14 protein-coding genes and 1 pseudogene are annotated in these 18,478 nt (G+C 57.5%); 10 read left to right on the top strand and 5 right to left on the bottom strand.

What is annotated here, in order from left to right; all coding sequences use genetic code 11:
* Positions 1–32: 32 nt before the first annotated feature.
* Together pyrE and rph are read right to left on the bottom strand one after the other, a co-directional pair.
* Complete coding sequence (pyrE, locus tag FH974_RS00700) at positions 33–674, bottom strand: orotate phosphoribosyltransferase (protein ID WP_047887232.1); 642 nt, start codon at positions 672–674, stop codon at positions 33–35.
* 108 nt (positions 675–782) lie between these two features.
* The gene (gene rph, locus FH974_RS00695) at positions 783–1,499 is read right to left on the bottom strand and encodes a ribonuclease PH (RefSeq protein WP_047887233.1); all 717 of its coding nucleotides are present in this window, start codon (positions 1,497–1,499) and stop codon (positions 783–785) included.
* Between the two features lie 265 nt (positions 1,500–1,764).
* Here rph and FH974_RS00690 point away from each other — a divergent pair, with 265 nt between their 5' ends.
* The gene (locus FH974_RS00690; protein ID WP_207103434.1) at positions 1,765–2,628 is read left to right on the top strand and encodes a YicC/YloC family endoribonuclease; all 864 of its coding nucleotides are present in this window, start codon (positions 1,765–1,767) and stop codon (positions 2,626–2,628) included.
* Between the two features lie 46 nt (positions 2,629–2,674).
* Here the strand turns inward: FH974_RS00690 and FH974_RS00685 are convergent, their stop codons facing one another.
* Complete coding sequence (locus tag FH974_RS00685) at positions 2,675–3,616, bottom strand: LysR family transcriptional regulator (RefSeq protein WP_207103433.1); 942 nt, start codon at positions 3,614–3,616, stop codon at positions 2,675–2,677.
* 100 nt (positions 3,617–3,716) lie between these two features.
* Between FH974_RS00685 and FH974_RS00680 the strand changes: the two genes are divergently transcribed.
* The 7 genes and pseudogenes from FH974_RS00680 (at position 3,717) to FH974_RS00650 (ending at position 12,989) form a co-directional block, all read left to right on the top strand.
* Complete coding sequence (locus FH974_RS00680; protein WP_207103432.1) at positions 3,717–4,919, top strand: MFS transporter; 1,203 nt, start codon at positions 3,717–3,719, stop codon at positions 4,917–4,919.
* Positions 4,920–5,189: 270 nt separating this feature from the next.
* Positions 5,190–5,816 carry a guanylate kinase gene (gene gmk / locus FH974_RS00675; protein ID WP_047887236.1) on the top strand — a complete coding sequence of 209 codons (627 nt, stop codon included), beginning with the start codon at positions 5,190–5,192 and terminating at the stop codon, positions 5,814–5,816.
* Between the two features lie 50 nt (positions 5,817–5,866).
* Complete coding sequence (gene rpoZ, locus FH974_RS00670; RefSeq protein WP_047887237.1) at positions 5,867–6,142, top strand: DNA-directed RNA polymerase subunit omega; 276 nt, start codon at positions 5,867–5,869, stop codon at positions 6,140–6,142.
* Between the two features lie 18 nt (positions 6,143–6,160).
* A complete protein-coding gene (gene spoT / locus FH974_RS00665; RefSeq protein ID WP_207103431.1) occupies positions 6,161–8,287 on the top strand; it encodes a bifunctional GTP diphosphokinase/guanosine-3',5'-bis pyrophosphate 3'-pyrophosphohydrolase in 2,127 nt (708 codons plus the stop codon).
* 72 nt (positions 8,288–8,359) lie between these two features.
* Positions 8,360–9,070, top strand: a complete 711-nt coding sequence (gene trmH / locus FH974_RS00660) for a tRNA (guanosine(18)-2'-O)-methyltransferase TrmH (RefSeq protein ID WP_047887239.1) — start codon at positions 8,360–8,362, stop codon at positions 9,068–9,070.
* An 18-nt stretch (positions 9,071–9,088) separates the two neighbouring features.
* Positions 9,089–11,169: pseudogene (gene recG, locus FH974_RS00655) on the top strand (ATP-dependent DNA helicase RecG).
* A gap of 449 nt (positions 11,170–11,618) precedes the next feature.
* The gene (locus FH974_RS00650; protein ID WP_047887241.1) at positions 11,619–12,989 is read left to right on the top strand and encodes a uracil-xanthine permease family protein; all 1,371 of its coding nucleotides are present in this window, start codon (positions 11,619–11,621) and stop codon (positions 12,987–12,989) included.
* A 163-nt stretch (positions 12,990–13,152) separates the two neighbouring features.
* On the opposite strand, the gene envZ is transcribed toward FH974_RS00650, so the two are convergent.
* Positions 13,153–14,508, bottom strand: coding sequence for a two-component system sensor histidine kinase EnvZ (gene envZ / locus FH974_RS00645; RefSeq protein ID WP_047887242.1), 1,356 nt, complete (start codon positions 14,506–14,508; stop codon positions 13,153–13,155).
* A gap of 3 nt (positions 14,509–14,511) precedes the next feature.
* Positions 14,512–15,231, bottom strand: coding sequence for an osmolarity response regulator transcription factor OmpR (gene ompR / locus FH974_RS00640; protein WP_047887243.1), 720 nt, complete (start codon positions 15,229–15,231; stop codon positions 14,512–14,514).
* Between the two features lie 310 nt (positions 15,232–15,541).
* Between ompR and greB the strand changes: the two genes are divergently transcribed.
* The gene (gene greB, locus FH974_RS00635) at positions 15,542–16,012 is read left to right on the top strand and encodes a transcription elongation factor GreB (protein ID WP_207103430.1); all 471 of its coding nucleotides are present in this window, start codon (positions 15,542–15,544) and stop codon (positions 16,010–16,012) included.
* 107 nt (positions 16,013–16,119) lie between these two features.
* On the top strand, positions 16,120–18,468 hold the full coding sequence (locus tag FH974_RS00630; RefSeq protein ID WP_207103429.1) for a Tex family protein: 2,349 nt from the start codon (positions 16,120–16,122) through the stop codon (positions 18,466–18,468).
* Positions 18,469–18,478: the final 10 nt, after the last annotated feature.

Below are 18,478 nucleotides of genomic sequence, written 5' to 3'. Positions count from 1 at the left end.
CTTTTTTGCGGCATTCGCTCAGGCGGTAACGCTTACACGCCGTATTCAGCACGGTACGCTTTCACCGCTTCCAGATGCTGTTCCATACCCGGCTGCTCTTCCAGGAAGCTCACCACATCACCCAGTGACACAATCGAGATGACCGCGCAGCCAAAGTCACGCTCGACTTCCTGAATTGCCGACAGCTCGCTCTTCCCTTTTTCCTGACGGTCAATCGCAACCAGCACGCCGGCCAGATCCGCACCATTCGCTTTGATGATTTCCATCGATTCACGAATCGCCGTCCCGGCGGTAATCACATCGTCCACCAGCATGATACGGCCTTCCAGCGCACTGCCCACCAGGTTACCGCCTTCGCCGTGATCTTTGGCTTCTTTACGGTTAAAGCAGTATGGGGTGTCGATATCATGCTGATCCGCCAGCGCAACCGCCGTCGTCGTGGCAATTGGGATACCTTTGTAAGCCGGACCAAACAGCACATCGTACTCAATACCAGCATCCACCAAAGCTTCAGCATAAAAACGGCCTAGACGAGCCAGATCACGCCCGGTATTAAACAGTCCCGCATTAAAGAAGTACGGGCTCTTACGGCCAGATTTCAGTGTGAACTCACCGAATTTCAGAACACCTTTCTCCAGGGCAAATTCAATGAACTGACGCTGATATGCTTTCATGGTTTCTCCTTGTCATAACTATTTACTCACGCCCGTGCGCGTCCGCACGGGTTCAGGGCGATACGTAGCCCAAAAAAAAGCGGCTCCAATAGGAACCGCTCAAAATCATTAACTGCTCAACGCCTGCTTCTGCACGTTGATAATGTCGGCAATGCCCTCTTTCGCCAGAGCCAGCATTGCCAGTAATTCTTCATGACTGAACGCTTCGCCTTCCGCCGTGCCCTGCACTTCGATCATCTTGCCGTCTTCCGTCATGACCACGTTCATGTCCGTTTCCGCTGCGACGTCTTCCAGGTACTCCAGATCGCACACCGGCTCACCGTTGTAGATCCCTACCGATACCGCCGCCACCATGCCTTTCAGTGGGTTTTCTTTGATCAGGCCTTTTGCCAGCATGTAATTGATGGCATCCACCAGCGCAACCATGGCACCGGTGATCGACGCCGTGCGGGTACCACCGTCCGCCTGAATCACATCACAGTCCACCGTCACCATTTGTTCGCCCAGCTTTTCCAGATCCACGGCGGCACGCAGGCTGCGGGCAATCAAACGCTGAATTTCCATGGTACGGCCACCCTGCTTGCCGCTGGCCGCTTCACGACGGTTGCGGGAATGGGTCGCGCGCGGCAGCATGCCGTATTCGGCGGTAACCCAGCCCTGGCCTTTGCCTTTCAGCCAACGCGGAACGCTTTCTTCAACACTGGCGGTACAAATGACTTTGGTGTTCCCAAACTCCACCAATACTGAGCCTTCGGCATGGGCAGTGAAGTTACGGGTAATAGTAATAGGACGCACCTGGTTGGCATTTCTTCCGCTTGGACGCATCGGGGTTCCCTCTGGCTGATATTAACCGGCGATTATAGCCACATCTGGCTGCCAGTGCACGCGAAACCCCGCACGGCCTCGCAATCTGCCCCAGAGACCGCATCGCCCGAGGACGAACCGGGCCGTCAGATTTCTTTTATGCGCAGGGGTCAGTATAATCAAAGCACCACGAACACTGCGCCGTACCATATTCACCGGACCGACAGCCTCCGGATTGTCCGTCCTGAAGCAGTTTTCTTCTTTCTACATTAGAGGCCATCAGCCAATGATTCACAGCATGACCGCCTACGCCCGTCGCGAAATCAAAGCCGACTGGGGTACAGCCGTATGGGAAATCCGTTCTGTTAACCAACGTTACCTCGAAACATACCTGCGTCTGCCAGAGCAGTTCCGCAGCCTGGAGCCGGTACTGCGCGAGCGTTTTCGCAAGCGTCTGGCCCGCGGTAAGGTTGAGTGCAGCCTGCGTTTTGATGTTAACCCGGCCACCAACACTGAGCTGACCATCAACGAAGACCTAGCGCATCAGGTTATCAAGGCGGCCAAATGGGTGAAGAATGCTGCCGGCGAAGGCAATATCGGTCCGTTCCAGGTCCTGAACTGGCCTGGTGTCATGGAAGCGCCGGAGCAGGATCTGGATATCATCAATCAGGACCTGCTGAGCGGTTTTGATGCCGCTATTGACGACTTCATTGCCGCCCGTGCCAGCGAAGGGGCAAATATGCAGGCTCTGATCGAGCAGCGTCTGGAGGCCATTTCCACCGAAGCCGCCAAGGTACGCAGCATGATGCCGGAAGTGTTGACCTGGCAGCGCGAACGCATTCTGAACCGCCTGGAAGAAGCCAAAGTCGAGCTGGATGCCAACCGCGTCGAACAAGAGCTGATCATGCTGGCCCAAAAGAGCGATGTCGCCGAAGAGCTGGACCGCCTGGACTCGCACGTCAAAGAAACGCAGAAAATCATGAAAAAAGGCGGAGCCTGTGGCCGTCGTCTGGATTTCATGATGCAGGAGTTCAACCGCGAGTCGAACACCCTGGCGTCGAAATCCATCAATACCGAAATCACTGCCGCGGCCGTCGAGCTGAAGGTACTGATCGAGCAGATGCGCGAGCAGATCCAAAACATCGAATAAGCCCCCGCTTATCGACGCGCAACCCGATGCCCCAAGCCCTGAACCTTCAGGGCTTGTTTATTTGCGGGCTGTTGCTGCCTTCTGAATACGCTTCGACACCGGCCTCGCCCCACTCCGCCAGCAAGGCATCCTTGAACACCCGCAGTTTAGCCGAATGCAGCTTTGAGGGCTGATGAACCAGCGACAACGGGTAAGCCGGGGGATTAAACTCGGTCAGGACAGGTTGCAGCTCGCCGCGGGCGATCGCCTCACGGGCAAAGAATGTCATCACCTGCACCACTCCGACCCCGAGCCGCGCGGCATCAAGCAGCGGATCGCCGTGGTCGAACACCAGATTACCGTCCACATCCAACATTTTCTCTTGATCTGCTTCAGTGAAACGCCAACGCACCGGGCGCCCGGTATGCGGGTTGCGCACCTGCAGGCAATTATGCGCCGCCAGATCATCCGGATGCGCCGGCATGCCGTGACGGGCCAGATAGTCCGGCGAAGCGACCGTCTGCCAGGTTAGCGGAGCCAACGGTCGGGCAATCAGGCGCTGGTCCCGGATCTCCCCCGTGCGCAGCACGGCATCAAACCCTTCTTCCACCAAATCGACAATGCGATCGCTCATCACCACTTCAATATTGAGTTGCGGATGCACTGCCAGCAGCCGCGCCAGGATCGGCATCAGCACCACCCGACCAAACGCCGACGGCGCACTGACCTTCAGCACCCCAGATGGTGAACTGCGGCGATCCTGCAGTTCCTGGCCGAGTGCCTCCAAATCACCCAGCAGCGGTGCACTGCGCTCATAAAACACGATGCCGTCCGGAGTCAGGCTCAGGCGGCGGGTATTGCGGTGCAGCAGACGCACCCCGAGCTGCTGCTCCAGCCGACTGACCGCACGCGAGACCCCGGATTGGGTTACCCCGAGCTGGGCCGCCGCATCGGTAAAGCTCAGGCACTCGGCGACCTTGAGAAACTGGCGGATAGCATTGAGATCCATGATTTTATTCATTACTGAAAGGAGAGTGAGAGGGTTAATCAAACTTATTGCATAAGTGATACTGACGCAAGTGACATCAACTTCATCACAAGGATCGCTTATGCACACCTCTGCCAAGCCGAACATGCCGGTTTCCGTTTATGTCCTGGCTCTGGGCATTTTCGCCATGATCAACTGCGAACTGCAGGTACTCGGCATGATGCCGCAAATGGCCCGGGATCTGGATATCAGCCTCTCTCAGGTCGGCTATCTGGTCTCTCTCTATGCCGCCGCCATGGCCCTCGGGGGCCCGCTGCTCACCCTCGGGTTGGGAACCCAACCACCGAAGAAAATCCTCTACCTGCTGTTTGCGCTTTTTATCATCGGCGAAGTGCTGGGGGCGCTGGCGCAGAGCTATCCGCAGCTGATCGTCTCCCGGCTGATCACCGGTGCTGTGTCCGGTGCCTTCTTCGGTACCGCACTGGGCACCTGCCACCGCCTGGTGGTGCCCGAGCTGGGCATCCGCGCCGTCGCCATCGTGCTGGCCGGGATCATGGTCGGGACCATTCTGGGCCTGCCGCTGGCGAGTCTGGTCGGCGAATACTACGGCTGGCGCGCCAGTTTCTGGCTCGTGGTCGTTCTGACCATGCTGGCGGCGCTGGGCACTGCCGTACTGCTCCCCGTCTTACCCGCCGCCCCCAAAATCGGCCTGCGGCAGGAGCTGGCGGCGTTTGGCAACCGCCAACTCTGGGCCGTCTTTACTACCAGTTTCTGTGTCATTGGTACGACCTATGCCGCGTTCAGCTATTTCGTCCCCATCCTGACCCAGCTGGCCGGTTTTACCCACCACAGCGTCACCTTGCTGCTGTTTGCCTACGGGATCGCCATGCTGATGGGCAATCACCTCGTTGCCCGGCTGGCCGGCAAACGTAACCTGCGCATCCTCGCTGGCGGCTTGGTACTGCAGAGTCTGTTTCTGACCCTGCTGGCCCTGTTGATCCATCAGCCCTGGGCAGCCGTCATCGCCATACTCGGACTCGGCCTGACCGGAATCAGCATGAACCCGGCGATGGTCAGCCGGGTGATGCAGGTCCCGAACGGCGAGCGGCCGCTGGTCAACACCGTGCACGCCTCGGTGATCACCCTCGGAATCATGTTCGGCAGCTTTGCCAGCGGGCAGGTTCTGGAATGGGGCTTCAGCCTCCACGCCCCCATGTGGGTCGGGGTCGCCATTGCTGCGCTCGGGTTACTGACCTTGCGGCTTGACCGCTCGGGTGCTGCCGCGTCGTCTCCGACCGGGTCTGCCGACACCGTGCCGCTGTAGCGCCAGGTGAACACAGGTATCACCAGCAGGCCTTACGCACCGTCGTATCAGCAGAAGGAGGCTCGTCCTCTTCACCATACGCGCCCTTCACCGGACACCGGGCTGCCATGCCGCAGCCCGCCACCTCCCCTTTTTTGGCAAAAGCCATCTAGGATTAATAAGAAGCGGTTCAGATCAGAAAAAGATGATTTTTCAAGCAGCCCGCCAATTTCAATTAGCCGCAGTTCATGATAATCTGCGCGCCCTTCTATCACTGAGTGAAAACAGGCAATGAGCAAAGGTACTCTTTACATCGTGTCGGCGCCGAGTGGTGCAGGCAAATCCAGTTTGATCAACGCTCTGCTGGAAACCAACCCGACCTATGACATGAAAGTATCCGTGTCGCACACCACGCGTGGCATGCGCCCAGGGGAAAACCACGGTGTTCATTACAATTTCGTTAGCGTAGAAGAATTTACCGAGCTGGCCGAGCAAGGTGCGTTTCTGGAGCATGCCGAAGTGTTTGGCAACTTCTATGGCACTTCCCGTCTCTGGATTGAAGAGCAGCTGAACAAGGGAATCGACGTATTCCTGGACATCGACTGGCAGGGTGCCCGTCAGATCCGTAAGCAAATGCCAGCAGCAAAAAGCCTGTTTATCCTGCCGCCTTCGAAAGAAGAGCTGGAGCGTCGCCTGAATGCCCGTGGCCAGGATAGTGCTGCCATTATTGAGCGCCGGATGCAGGAAGCCCGTTCTGAAATCTCGCACTACAACGAATACGATTATGTGATCGTTAACGATGATTTCGACGTTGCCTTGATGGATTTTAAAGCCATTATCCGTGCTGAAAGATTGAAGCAGGATAAGCAAGCTGCTAAATATAACAGCATGCTCAATGCCCTATTGGCAGAACAGTAACTATTTTTGTACAATTTTCCATCTTTACTTAATTACCACTGGAGTCCTCCATGGCACGCGTAACCGTTCAAGACGCTGTTGATAAAATTGGCAACCGTTTCGATCTCATTCAAATTGCGGCACGCCGCGCTCGTCAGATGCAAACTGGCGGTAAGGATCCACTGGTTCCGGAAGAAAACGACAAGTACACAGTGATCGCACTGCGTGAAATCGAAGAAGGCCTGATCACTAAAGATATCCTGGATGCCCGTGAGCGTCAGGAAATTCAAGAGCAGGAAGCAGCAGAGCTAGCCGCAGTTAGCGCTATTGCCGGCGACAACCGTTAATTCAGGGAACCGGGCGCATTGTATCTTTTTGATAGCCTGAAAGAAGTCGTAACTGAATACCTGCCTGAGACTCAGATTGAGGCTCTCAGGCAGGCCTATCTCGTTGCGCGTGATGCCCACGAAGGGCAAACCCGCTCCAGCGGCGAACCTTACATCATCCACCCTATTGCTGTCGCTCGTATCCTGGCCGAAATGCGCCTGGACTACGAAACCCTGATGGCCGCCCTTCTCCATGATGTGATTGAAGACACCGATGTCACCAAAGAAGACCTCGCCAGCCGTTTTGGCTGTACCGTGGCCGAACTGGTGGATGGCGTCTCCAAGCTGGACAAACTGAAGTTCCGCGACCGCAAAGAAGCGCAGGCCGAGAACTTCCGCAAGATGATCATGGCCATGGCCCATGACATCCGCGTTATCCTGATCAAGCTGGCCGACCGGACGCACAACATGCGTACCCTGGGTGCCCTGCGCCCTGACAAACGTCGCCGCATTGCCCGCGAAACCCTGGAGATTTTCTCTCCGCTGGCACACCGCCTGGGTATTCACAACATCAAAACCGAGCTGGAAGAGCTGGGTTTCGAAGCCCTGTACCCGAACCGCTACCGCGTGCTGAAAGAAGTCGTGGCAGCCGCGCGTGGCAACCGTAAAGAAATGATCAACAAGATTCACGCCGAAATCGAGGGTCGCCTCGAAGACGCGAGGATCGATGGCAAGGTGCTGGGACGCGAGAAGAACCTGTACTCCATCTACAACAAGATGAAGAACAAGGAGCAGCGCTTCCACTCCATCATGGACATCTATGCCTTCCGGGTGCTGGTGAAAGATCTCGATACCTGCTATCGCGTACTGGGTCAGGTGCATAACCTGTACAAGCCGCGTCCGAGCCGGATGAAAGACTACATCGCCATCCCGAAAGCCAACGGCTACCAGTCGCTTCACACCTCACTGGTGGGCCCGCACGGGGTGCCGGTGGAAGTGCAGATCCGTACCGAAGATATGGATCAGATGGCCGACAAAGGGGTCGCCGCCCACTGGGCGTACAAAGACGGCGAAAGCTCCGGCACCACTGCGCAGGTCAAAGCCCAGCGCTGGATGCAAAGCCTGCTCGAACTGCAGCAAAGCGCCGGCAGCTCCTTTGAATTTATCGAGAACGTAAAATCCGATCTGTTTCCGGATGAGATTTACGTTTTCACCCCGAAAGGCCGGATCGTTGAACTGCCGGTTGGTGCCACAGCGGTCGATTTCGCCTATGCCGTGCATACCGATGTCGGTAACGCCTGTGTCGGTGCCCGGGTTGAGCGTCAGCCATATCCACTGAGCAAACCGCTGAAAAACGGCCAGACCGTAGAAATCATCAGCGCACCGGGAGCCCGCCCGAACGCTGCCTGGCTCAACTATGTAGTGACCTCTCGGGCCCGCACCAAGATTCGTCAGGTGCTGAAAACCATGCGCCGGGAAGAGTCCATTATTCTCGGCCGTCGCTTGCTCAATCACGCGCTGGGCGCGCTGAACATTGATCAGATTGAGCCAGAAAACCTGCACAAGGTACTGACCGATCTACGTCTGGACAACCGCGAAGAACTGCTGGCCGAAATTGGTCTGGGTAAACTGATGAGCGTCGTGATTGCCCGCCGCCTGCTGGGCAATGTCGAAGAGCCGTCAGAAGCCGGTGACCCGGCTGTCAGCGGTGGGGCGAACAACAAGCGCCTGCCAATCCGCGGGGCCGACGGTATTCTGCTGACCTTTGCCAACTGCTGTCACCCGATTCACGGCGACCCGATCATGGCGCATGTCAGCCCAGGTAAAGGGCTGGTGATTCACCGTGAAGAGTGTGCCAACATCCGTGGTTATCAGAGAGAGCCGGACAAATACATGCCGGTTGAGTGGAGTGACGAGTTCGAACAGGAGTTTGTCACCATCCTGAAAGTGGACATGCAGAACCATCAGGGTGCCCTGGCGGATCTGACCAACACCATTGCCGCGACCGGTTCTAACATTCAGGGACTGTCGACCGAAGAGAAAGACGGCCGCCTGTACACCATTACGGTGCGCCTGACGACCAAGGGGCGTATCCACCTGGCCAATATCATGCGCCGGATCCGGGTCATGCCGAACGTGGTCCGCGTCTCGCGACAGAAAAACTGAGCCGGTTCTGTGAACCCGATAAACTGTAAAACGCCCGTTTCCGGGCGTTTTCTTTAAACAGACACCAATACCATGACACCAGATCGCTTCCAACGCATCCAGACAGTCCTTGCCACCCGCCAACCGGATCTCACGGTGTGCATGGAAGAAGTCCACAAACCCAATAACGTTTCCGCCATCATCCGCACCGCCGACGCCGTCGGGGTCCATAAGGTGCACGCCGTGTGGCCGCAAGAAAACATGCGCGTACTGAGCCACACCTCAGCCGGTGCCCGCAACTGGGTTGAGCTGGAAACGCATGACACCATGGTCGATGCCATTGCTGCCCTCAAAGACCAGGGCATGCAGGTGCTGGCCACCCACCTGTCTGACACCGCCATCGACTTTCGTGAGGTGGATTACACCAAACCGACCGCCATTATTCTCGGCGGCGAAAAAAATGGGATCACCTCGGAAGCCCTGGCGCTTGCCGATCAGGATATCATCATCCCGATGGTAGGTATGGTACAGTCACTGAACGTATCGGTCGCCAGCGCACTCATCCTGTATGAAGCCCAGCGCCAGCGCCAGCAGGCCGGGATGTATGATCGCGACACCACCCTGTTGCCTGACGACGTGGTACACCGCATTCTGTTTGAACGGGGTCACCCGGTGCTGGCCAAGGTGGCACAACGCAAAGGCATGCCATACCCGCCCCTGGATGAAGACGGCCAGATTGTGGCCGATGAAGCCTGGTGGCAGAAAATTCAGGCGATTGAACCGAAACGCAAAAAACGCCAATGATCTGAGACGGACCCAGCGATGAGCGGACAACTATTAGATACTATCGCCCTGACTGAACTTTCCGGTGTCGGGGCAAAAATGGCCGAAAAATTGGACAAGATAGGTCTGCGCACGGTGCAGGACCTGCTGTTTCACCTGCCGCTCCGCTATGAGGACCGTACCCGGATCTGGCCGATTGCCAGTGCCATGCCCGGCCAGTACCTGACAATCCAGGGCGAGGTGCTGAACAGCAACATCACCTTCGGCAAACGCAAAATGCTGACGGTGAAAATCAGCGACCAGACCGGCTCCGCCACCCTGCGTTTTTTCAATTTCAATGCCGCGATGAAAAACAGCCTGGCTGACGGCAAGCAGGTGAAAGCTTACGGCGAAATCAAACGCGGCAAGTACGGACTGGAAATCATTCATCCGGATTACCGGGTCTTCTCCGAGCCTACCGAGCTGAGTGTGGAAGAGACCCTCACCCCGGTCTATCCCACTACCGACGGCCTACGCCAACTGACCCTGCGCAGCCTGACCGATCAGGCTCTGGGCCTGCTCGACAAAGCTGCGGTACGCGAGTTGCTGCCGGAAGGGCTGTACGACCGCCAGATGACTCTGGCGCAGGCACTCCATGTGATGCACCGTCCGACACCGGATGTCTCGCTTGACCAACTGGAAGAGGGAAAACACCCGGCCCAGCGGCGGCTGATCCTCGAAGAGCTGCTGGCCCAGAACCTGTCGATGCTGGCGGTGCGCCAGAAAAGCCAGCGCCATGCTGCCTGGCCATTAGCCACGCAAGATACCCTGAAGCAACAACTGCTGGCCGGACTGCCGTTCAGCCCGACCGGTGCTCAACAGCGGGTCGTGGCGGACATTGAGCGGGATATGGCCCAACCTCACCCGATGATGCGTCTGGTTCAGGGGGATGTCGGCTCTGGCAAAACCCTGGTCGCAGCCTTGGCTGCCCTGCGGGCAATCGAGCACGGTTTTCAGGTCGCACTGATGGCCCCGACCGAGCTGCTGGCCGAGCAGCACGCGATTAACTTTGCCAGCTGGCTCAATCCGTTAGGGATTGAGGTGGGCTGGCTGGCGGGCAAGCTCAAAGGCAAGGCCCGCGACAGCGAGCTTACCCGGATTGAAAGCGGCGAGGCCAAAATGGTGGTCGGCACCCACGCCCTGTTCCAGGAGCAGGTCCAGTTTCACAACCTGGCACTGGTGATCATCGATGAGCAACACCGCTTCGGCGTGCACCAGCGGCTGGAACTACGGGAAAAAGGGGCCCACCAGGGCCGTTATCCCCACCAGTTAATCATGACCGCGACCCCGATTCCGCGTACTCTCGCCATGACGGCCTACGCCGATCTGGAAACCTCGGTCATTGACGAACTGCCGCCAGGACGTACCCCGATCCAGACCGTCGCCCTGCCCGATTCACGCCGCGCCGACATCATCAACCGGATTCGGGGCGCCTGCCTCAGTGAAGGGCGTCAGGCTTACTGGGTCTGTACCCTGATCGACGAGTCAGAAGTGCTCGAAGCCCAGGCGGCGTCCGACACCGCCGATGAGCTGACGGCCCAGTTGCCGGAACTCAACATCGGGCTGGTGCACGGCCGGATGAAACCAGCCGAGAAGCAAGCCGTGATGCAGCGCTTTAAAGACGGTGAGCTGCACTTGTTGGTGGCTACCACGGTGATTGAGGTCGGCGTCGATGTCCCCAACGCCAGCTTGATGATCATCGAAAACCCCGAACGGCTCGGTCTGGCTCAGCTCCACCAGCTCCGGGGACGGGTCGGCCGGGGAGCGTCGCCAGCCATTGTGTGCTGCTCTACCATGCTCCGCTGTCAAAAACCGCCCAGAAGCGCCTCGGCGTCCTGCGGGAAAGCAGTGATGGCTTTGTGATTGCCCAGCGCGATCTGGAAATCCGTGGCCCCGGTGAACTGCTGGGAACTAAACAGACCGGCATTGCCGACTTTAAAGTCGCCGACTTAGTCCGCGATCAGCATCTGATCCCCGAGGTTCAGCGGCTGGCGCGTTACCTGCACGACCATTACCCGGAGAATGCCAAGGCCATTATCGACCGCTGGCTGGGACAACGGGAAAATTACTCCAACGCCTGATCATAGCTGGTGCCTGGCTTGCCCCGGCACCCGTTCCCCCTTCCGACCAGTGCCCCCAAACCCTGTCCCCGAGCACGGCTTCCATTCATAGTCATCAATCATAGCCACCCAGCACAGTCGCTAATCGCTGACAACTGGCACTGCCACCGTCTGACCGTGTCCAACGTTAATCCTTGCCGCCCTTTCCTTCTGCACAACGCTGTTGCACTTCACTTTTACATTTTTGTTCCGCCATTTCTGTTCGCCGTTTCCTTTGGCAACTGCGCAAACGTTTGCTTTTTAGTGAGAGATCTCTACAATAGCGGCCAACTTTTATTCATCCTCTGATTCCCTGTGGGATTTCGGTTCTGACTAACAGCAATCACAGAAAGTATCCGAACCACACAGCGGGTAACCCATTCAGCGTTACCGGCGGGAAAACAGCAACCCAGCACAGGAACCCAAGGGCCATGACACGCCAACACAGCGCTATTGAGACGCCGCGTAAATCTGATCTGATTTATCGACTGGAAGACCGTCCGCCGCTTCCCCAAACTCTGTTTGCCGCAACCCAGCACCTGCTGGCCATGTTTGTGGCGGTGATCACCCCGTCGCTGATCATCTGTCAGGCACTCGGGCTGCCGGCCAGCGATACTAACACCATCGTCAGCATGTCATTGTTCGCCTCGGGGATTGCCTCGTTTATCCAGATCCGCACCTTTGGTCCGGTCGGTTCCGGCCTGTTGTCCATCCAGGGCACCAGCTTCAACTTTCTCGGTCCGATTATCGGTGCCGGCCTGGCACTGAAAGCCGGTGGCGCAGATATCCCGACCATGATGGCCGCCATTTTCGGTACGATTCTGCTGGCCTCGCTGACCGAAGTATTCATCTCGCGGGTGCTGCAGTATGCCCAGCGTATTATCACCCCGCTGGTGTCCGGCATTGTCGTGACCCTGATTGGCCTGACCCTGATTCAGATTGGCCTGACCTCAATGGGCGGCGGCTATGCCGCAATTGAAAGTGGCAGCTTCGGCAGCCTGGATAACCTGATGCTGGCCGGGACCGTTCTGGGTCTGATTGTGCTGCTCAACCGGGTGAAAAACCCATACCTGCGCGTTTCATCCATTGTGCTCGCCATGGCTGCCGGTACCTTGCTGGCCTGGATGAGCGGGATGGTCGATACCAGCCGTATGGCTGAAACCGATCTGGTGGCCATTCCAATGCCAATGCAGTACGGCCTGGGCTTTGACTGGGGACTGCTGATCCCGCTGGTGATTGTCTTTGCCATCACCTCACTGGAAGCCATCGGGGATATAACAGCGACATCAGAAACCTCTGAGCAGCCGGTTGCCGGGCCGGTGTACCTCAAACGCATCAAAGGCGGCGTACTGGCAGACGGCATCAACTCCGCCCTGGCTGCAGTGCTGAACAGCTTCCCGAACTCCACATTCAGCCAGAACAACGGCATTATCCAGCTGACTGGCGTAGCCAGCCGCTATATCGGTTACTTTGTGGCTGGCATGCTTATCCTGCTGGGTCTGCTGCCGGGCGTTGCCAATCTGGTGCAGCTGATCCCGGAACCGGTACTGGGCGGCGCCACCATCGTGATGTTCGGCACCATCGCGGCCTCTGGCGTGCGCATCATTTCACGCTGCGAGCTGGACCGCCGTGCCATCCTGATCATGGCGCTGTCGTTCTCCATGGGTCTGGGGATCGCCCAGAAGCCGGAAATCCTACAGTTCATGCCGGATATCGTTAAGAGCATCCTGTCTTCCGGGATGGCTGCCGGTGGTATCACCGCGATTGTGCTGAATCTGGTTTTGCCGGAAGAAAAGCACTGAGCGCAAGAACTGAAAAGAGCCTGACGCTGGCAACGCCTGCAGATAACACTGGAGACAAAAAAAGCGAGCCCCAACGGGGCTCGCTTTTTTATGGGCCAGAGTGTCGGTTTCACACCCGGCTGGCGTTTCGTTCTGGTTCTGGTTCTGGTTCTGGTTCTGGCAATCAGTGCTTTTTCATCACCAGCGGCAAACCAATCTGAATCCGTAATCCGCCTTCACTGCGGTTACTGACCTGAATGCTGCCTTCGTGCTGGTCGACAATTCGCTTGACGATCGCCAGCCCCAGTCCGGTCCCTTCCGTTTCATTACCGCGTGCGGTATCGCCCCGGGTCAGCGGCTGGAACATCTTGGCCACCTGATCCGGCTCAATCCCCGGCCCGTCATCTTCGACGCAGAACCAGGCACAGGTACGATCCGCAGTGGCACCACTGGAAATTTTGACCCAGCCATTGCCATAACGCAGCGCATTGACCACCAGGTTGGCCACCAGGCGCTTAATCGACACGCCATTGCCAAGCACCACACCGGGAATCGCGTCCAGCGCGAGCTCAATCTGACGCTCATAACCGCCTTCCGCTTCGGCCACTTCACACAACAATCCGTTCAGATCCAGCGCTTCAGCCTCAGACAGTTTCTGGGTCGATTTGAGGTACTCCATAAACTGACTGATGATCGCATTACACTCTTCCGTGTCTTTAATCATGCTTTCAGCCAGATAACCGTCTTCCGGCGACATCATCTCCGTCGCCAGACGAATTCGGGTCAACGGGGTACGCAAGTCATGGCTGACCCCGGCCAGCAACAACGCCCGGTCATCTTCCAGCTGCTTGATGCCTTCCGCCATCCGGTTGAAGGCTTTGGTCACAGCACGGATTTCTGAGGCTCCCCGCTCCGGCAGTACCGGCGGCGACTCACCGCGGGCAACCTGCAGCGCCGCCTGCTCCAGTGCCACCAGCGGGCGGTTCTGAATACGGATAAACAGCCAGCCGCCAGCAATCACCATAAAGGCAATGATCAGGCTGTAGTTAAACAGTGGTGAAAAGTCATCTTCCTGCAACTCCGACAGCGGAATCCGCATCAGGTAGCCGGGAATCGAATCGCTTTTCAGCCACAGCACATAGCTGTCAGCCCCGAGCACCAGCCGCACCTCAGTCGGTGATTCCAGCTCGTTGCTCATTTCCTCGCTGAGGTATTCGATGACCGTGGCCTGCTCGAATTCCTGCAGCTCACCATCAGCAATCGGATCACTGCCGTCTTCGGCGTGCAGGGTTACCCCCAGCTGTTCCAGCAGTTGCCGGCGCAACGGCGTATCCAGATGAAACGTATGGCCGTCAGCCAGCTCAACGTCTTCTTTGAGCATCAACCGCACTTCATAGGCGAGAATGCGGTTGAACTGCTGCAAGCTGGGCAACAGCGCATAATTCAGCACGGCCAGGTAAGAAAAAATCTGGCTGGCAATTAACAGGCCAGCCAGCAGGATTAGCGTCCGGGTAAAGGTACTGCGCGGCGACAATCGCATGGCTTACGCCTCATTGCCGTCCGGTACAAACACATACCCCAGCCCCCAAACGGTCTGGATATAACGCGGACGGCTCGGGTCTTCCTCGATCATCCGGCGCAGACGGGAAATCTGGACGTCAATCGAGCGCTCCATCGCCGAATATTCACGGCCGCGGGCCATGTTCATCAGCTTATCGCGGGACATCGGTTCACGGGCATTGGTCACCAGCGCCTTCAGCACGGCAAACTCCCCGGAGGTCAGCGGCATCGCTTCGTCACCACGGAACATTTCACGAGTTCCCAGGTTGAGGCGGAACTCACCAAATTCGATAATCTTGCTGTCAGCACTCGGTGCACCCGGTGCTTCGACCGTCTGGCGACGCAGTACTGCACGGATACGGGCCAGCAGCTCACGCGGATTAAACGGCTTCGGCAGGTAGTCATCCGCGCCCACTTCCAGCCCCACGATACGGTCAACCTCATCGCCCTTGGCGGTCAGCATCAGGATCGGCAGCATATTGTTGGCATTACGCAGACGGCGGCAGATCGACAGGCCATCCTCGCCCGGCAACATCAAATCCAGCACCATCAGGTGGAACGTTTCACGTGATAACAGGCGGTCCATCTGCTCGCCGTTGGCCACGCTTCGCACCTGAAAGCCCTGCTCAGACAGGTAACGCTCCAGCAGCGCACGCAGGCGCATATCATCATCAACAACCAGAATCTTGTAATTTTCCTGCATATCTCACCTTACTTACATCGGTAGGCACGGGCATAGTGTACTCGAGCCTCCCTGCGACTCGCTGAATTTTGCCGCGAAAATACCCGCAAAATTGTTACCGTTTATGTCCGGCAAACCTCGCTCAACACTTTACTTAGTATGGTCAAGCTCAGCCGGACATGCCTGCCACCTAAACTACCTGAAATTCAAGGAACTATCCAAAACTAACGAACTCAGAATCAGGAACCTTGATCTTCCCGGGCAAGCGACGGAAGATCAGAGCATTGAAGGTCAACCGCATCGCCGCGAACCAACAGGAGCATGGCCGGTAATGAAAACCAACCTGATCACCCGTGAGGGCTACAACAAACTCAAGCAAGAGCTGGATTTTCTGTGGAAAGAAGAACGTCCGGAAGTCACCAAAAAAGTGACCTGGGCGGCCAGTCTGGGTGACCGCTCAGAGAACGCAGACTACCAGTACAACAAAAAACGCCTGCGTGAAATCGACCGCCGGGTATGCTACCTGCGCAAGCGACTGGAGCTGGTTCAGGTGGTGGACTATTCCCCGCAGCAGGACGGCAAAGTGTTCTTTGGTGCCTGGGTGGAAATTGAGAACGAGGCCGGTGAAGTCAAAGCCTTCCGCATCGTCGGACCGGACGAGATTTACGGCCGCAATGACTACATCTCGATTGACTCCCCGATGGCCCGGGCCCTGCTCAAGAAAGAAGTCGATGACGAATTCGAAGTCACTACCCCGACCGGCAAAAAAGAGTGGTTCGTCAACAGCATCCGCTATCAGTAAACCCGGCACTGACGTCACGTACTGACACGCTTCTTACATGCAACACCTTGCCTGTGCCCCGTTCACCCGTAGAATGGGACCTTAAACGACAACATGAGAAACAACGGATGAGCTACACGATCAACCAGACGATTGCCCAGGAACTAAGTGTTCGCCAGGAACAGGTGAATGCGGCGATTGCCTTGCTCGATGACGGTAACACCGTGCCTTTTATCGCCCGTTACCGTAAGGAAGTCACCGGTGGGCTGGACGACACCCAGCTGCGTAATCTGGAATCCCGCCTGGGCTACCTGCGCGAAATGAAAGACCGCCGCCAGGTGATTCTGAAATCTATCGGCGAGCAGGGTAAGCTGACTCCGGAGCTGGAAGCCGAGCTACGTGCCGCTGACAGCAAAACCCGCCTTGAAGACCTTTATCTGCCTTACAAACCCAAGCGCCGTACCAAAGGGCAAATCGCCATTGAAGCGGGTCTGGAACCGCTGGCCGACAGCCTGTGGGCAGATCCGAGCCAGACGCCGGAAACCGCTGCTGAAGCATTCATTGATGCCGATAAAGGCTTTGCCGACAGTAAAGCCGTCCTGGATGGTGCCCGCGCTATTCTGATGGAGCGTTTCGCGGAAGACGCGGCGCTGCTGGAAAAAATCCGCCGTCACCTGCAGGGCCAGGCCGAACTGACCTCCCGCGTAGTGGCAGGCAAAGAGCACGAAGGCGCGAAATTTAAAGATTACTTTGAATACAATGAGCCGCTGAAAAACATCCCGTCCCACCGCGCACTGGCGCTGTTCCGCGGCCGCAACGAAGGCGTGCTGCAACTGGCCCTGAACGCCGATCCGAATCAGGAAGAAGGGGTGCGCGGCTCTTACTGTGAAGTCATCATTGCCGATCATTATGGCGTGAAGCCAGGTACCCAGCCGGCAGACAACTGGCGCAAACAGGTAATCAGCTGGGCATGGCGCATCAAAATCCTGATGCACCTGGAAACCGAGCTGATGGCGGCACTGCGCGAGAAAGCCGAAGACGGCGCGATGCAGGTATTTGCCGATAACCTGAAAGACTTGCTGATGGCTGCTCCGGCGGGCCCGCGCATCACCCTGGCCCTGGACCCGGGTCTGCGGACCGGCTGTAAAGTGGCGGTGGTCGATCAGACCGGTAAGCTGCTCGATACCGCGACCATTTATCCCCACCAGCCACAGCGTCAGGTGGCCCAGTCGGCGGCAACGGTGCTGGCCCTGATCGCCAAGCACAACGTGGATTTGATCGCGATTGGTAACGGCACCGCTTCACGTGAAACCGACAGCTTTGTCGCGACCCTGCTGAAAGACAACAACCTGAAGATCCAGAGCGTGATGGTGAGCGAAGCGGGGGCTTCGGTGTACTCTGCATCGGAGCTGGCCGCCAACGAATTCCCGAACCTGGATGTGTCCCTGCGTGGTGCGGTGTCGATTGGCCGCCGTCTGCAAGACCCGCTGGCCGAGCTGGTGAAAATCGATCCGAAATCCATCGGGGTGGGCCAATACCAGCACGATGTCAGCCAGAGCATGCTTGCTAAGCGTCTGGATGCGGTGGTGGAAGACTGTGTAAACGCCGTTGGCGTTGACGTGAATACGGCGTCCCCGGCGCTGCTGACCCGCGTGGCAGGCCTGAACGGCACGATCGCACAGAACATCGTCAATTACCGTGATGAAAATGGCCGGTTTGAGTCCCGCACCACGCTGAAAAAAGTCGCCCGTCTGGGCCCTAAAGCGTTTGAGCAGTGTGCCGGCTTCCTGCGCATCATGAACGGTAAGAACCCGCTCGACAGCTCGGCGGTTCACCCGGAATCTTACGCCGTGGTGAAAAATATCGCCGCCGCGAACGACAAGGCACTGGATGCCATTATTGGCAACAGTGACTTCCTCAAGAGCCTGAAACCGGCCGATTACACCGATGAGCAGTTTGGTCTGCCGACCGTCACTGACATCATTCGCGAGCTGGACAAACCGGGCCGTGACCCGCGTCCGGAGTTCAAGACCGCGACATTTGCCGAAGGCGTGCATGAAGTCAAAGACCTGATCCCGGGCATGGTACTGGAAGGCGTGATCACTAACGTGACCAACTTCGGTGCGTTTGTCGATGTCGGTGTCCATCAGGATGGTCTGGTGCACATCTCGGCGCTGTCCGACAAATTCGTGGCGGATCCGCGCGAAGTGGTGAAAGCCGGTGACATCGTCAAGGTTAAGGTGATGGAAGTGGATCTGCAGCGCAAGCGGATCGGCATGTCGATGCGCCTCAGCGATGAGCCGGGGCAGGAAAAACCGGCCCGTAAACCGCAAGGCCAGTCACCCCGCCAGAACCCGCCCCGTTCGTCGCAAGGCAACGGCCAGCACAATGCATCAGGCAATGCGGCGGGCAATGCGACGAATGGCGCCATGGGCGGTGCTTTTGCAGCGGCCTTTGCGAACGCCAAGAAGAAGTAACGCCATTACC

It is taken from the genome of Photobacterium ganghwense (assembly GCF_017329545.1).
In the GTDB taxonomy this organism is placed as follows: domain Bacteria; phylum Pseudomonadota; class Gammaproteobacteria; order Enterobacterales; family Vibrionaceae; genus Photobacterium; species Photobacterium ganghwense.
Note: the sequence above shows the minus strand (reverse complement) of the source record. Positions and strands in the feature narration are given on the sequence as shown.

Excerpts from the sequence above, each read along its gene's own strand:
- pyrE (WP_047887232.1), bottom strand. The coding sequence starts at position 674 with ATGAAAGCATATCAGCGTCAGTTCATTGAATTTGCCCTGGAGAAAGGT.
- rph (WP_047887233.1), bottom strand. The coding sequence starts at position 1,499 with ATGCGTCCAAGCGGAAGAAATGCCAACCAGGTGCGTCCTATTACTATT.
- FH974_RS00690 (WP_207103434.1), top strand. The coding sequence starts at position 1,765 with ATGATTCACAGCATGACCGCCTACGCCCGTCGCGAAATCAAAGCCGAC.
- FH974_RS00685 (WP_207103433.1), bottom strand. The coding sequence starts at position 3,616 with ATGGATCTCAATGCTATCCGCCAGTTTCTCAAGGTCGCCGAGTGCCTG.
- FH974_RS00680 (WP_207103432.1), top strand. The coding sequence starts at position 3,717 with ATGCACACCTCTGCCAAGCCGAACATGCCGGTTTCCGTTTATGTCCTG.
- gmk (WP_047887236.1), top strand. The coding sequence starts at position 5,190 with ATGAGCAAAGGTACTCTTTACATCGTGTCGGCGCCGAGTGGTGCAGGC.
- rpoZ (WP_047887237.1), top strand. The coding sequence starts at position 5,867 with ATGGCACGCGTAACCGTTCAAGACGCTGTTGATAAAATTGGCAACCGT.
- trmH (WP_047887239.1), top strand. The coding sequence starts at position 8,360 with ATGACACCAGATCGCTTCCAACGCATCCAGACAGTCCTTGCCACCCGC.
- FH974_RS00650 (WP_047887241.1), top strand. The coding sequence starts at position 11,619 with ATGACACGCCAACACAGCGCTATTGAGACGCCGCGTAAATCTGATCTG.
- envZ (WP_047887242.1), bottom strand. The coding sequence starts at position 14,508 with ATGCGATTGTCGCCGCGCAGTACCTTTACCCGGACGCTAATCCTGCTG.
- ompR (WP_047887243.1), bottom strand. The coding sequence starts at position 15,231 with ATGCAGGAAAATTACAAGATTCTGGTTGTTGATGATGATATGCGCCTG.
- greB (WP_207103430.1), top strand. The coding sequence starts at position 15,542 with ATGAAAACCAACCTGATCACCCGTGAGGGCTACAACAAACTCAAGCAA.
- FH974_RS00630 (WP_207103429.1), top strand. The coding sequence starts at position 16,120 with ATGAGCTACACGATCAACCAGACGATTGCCCAGGAACTAAGTGTTCGC.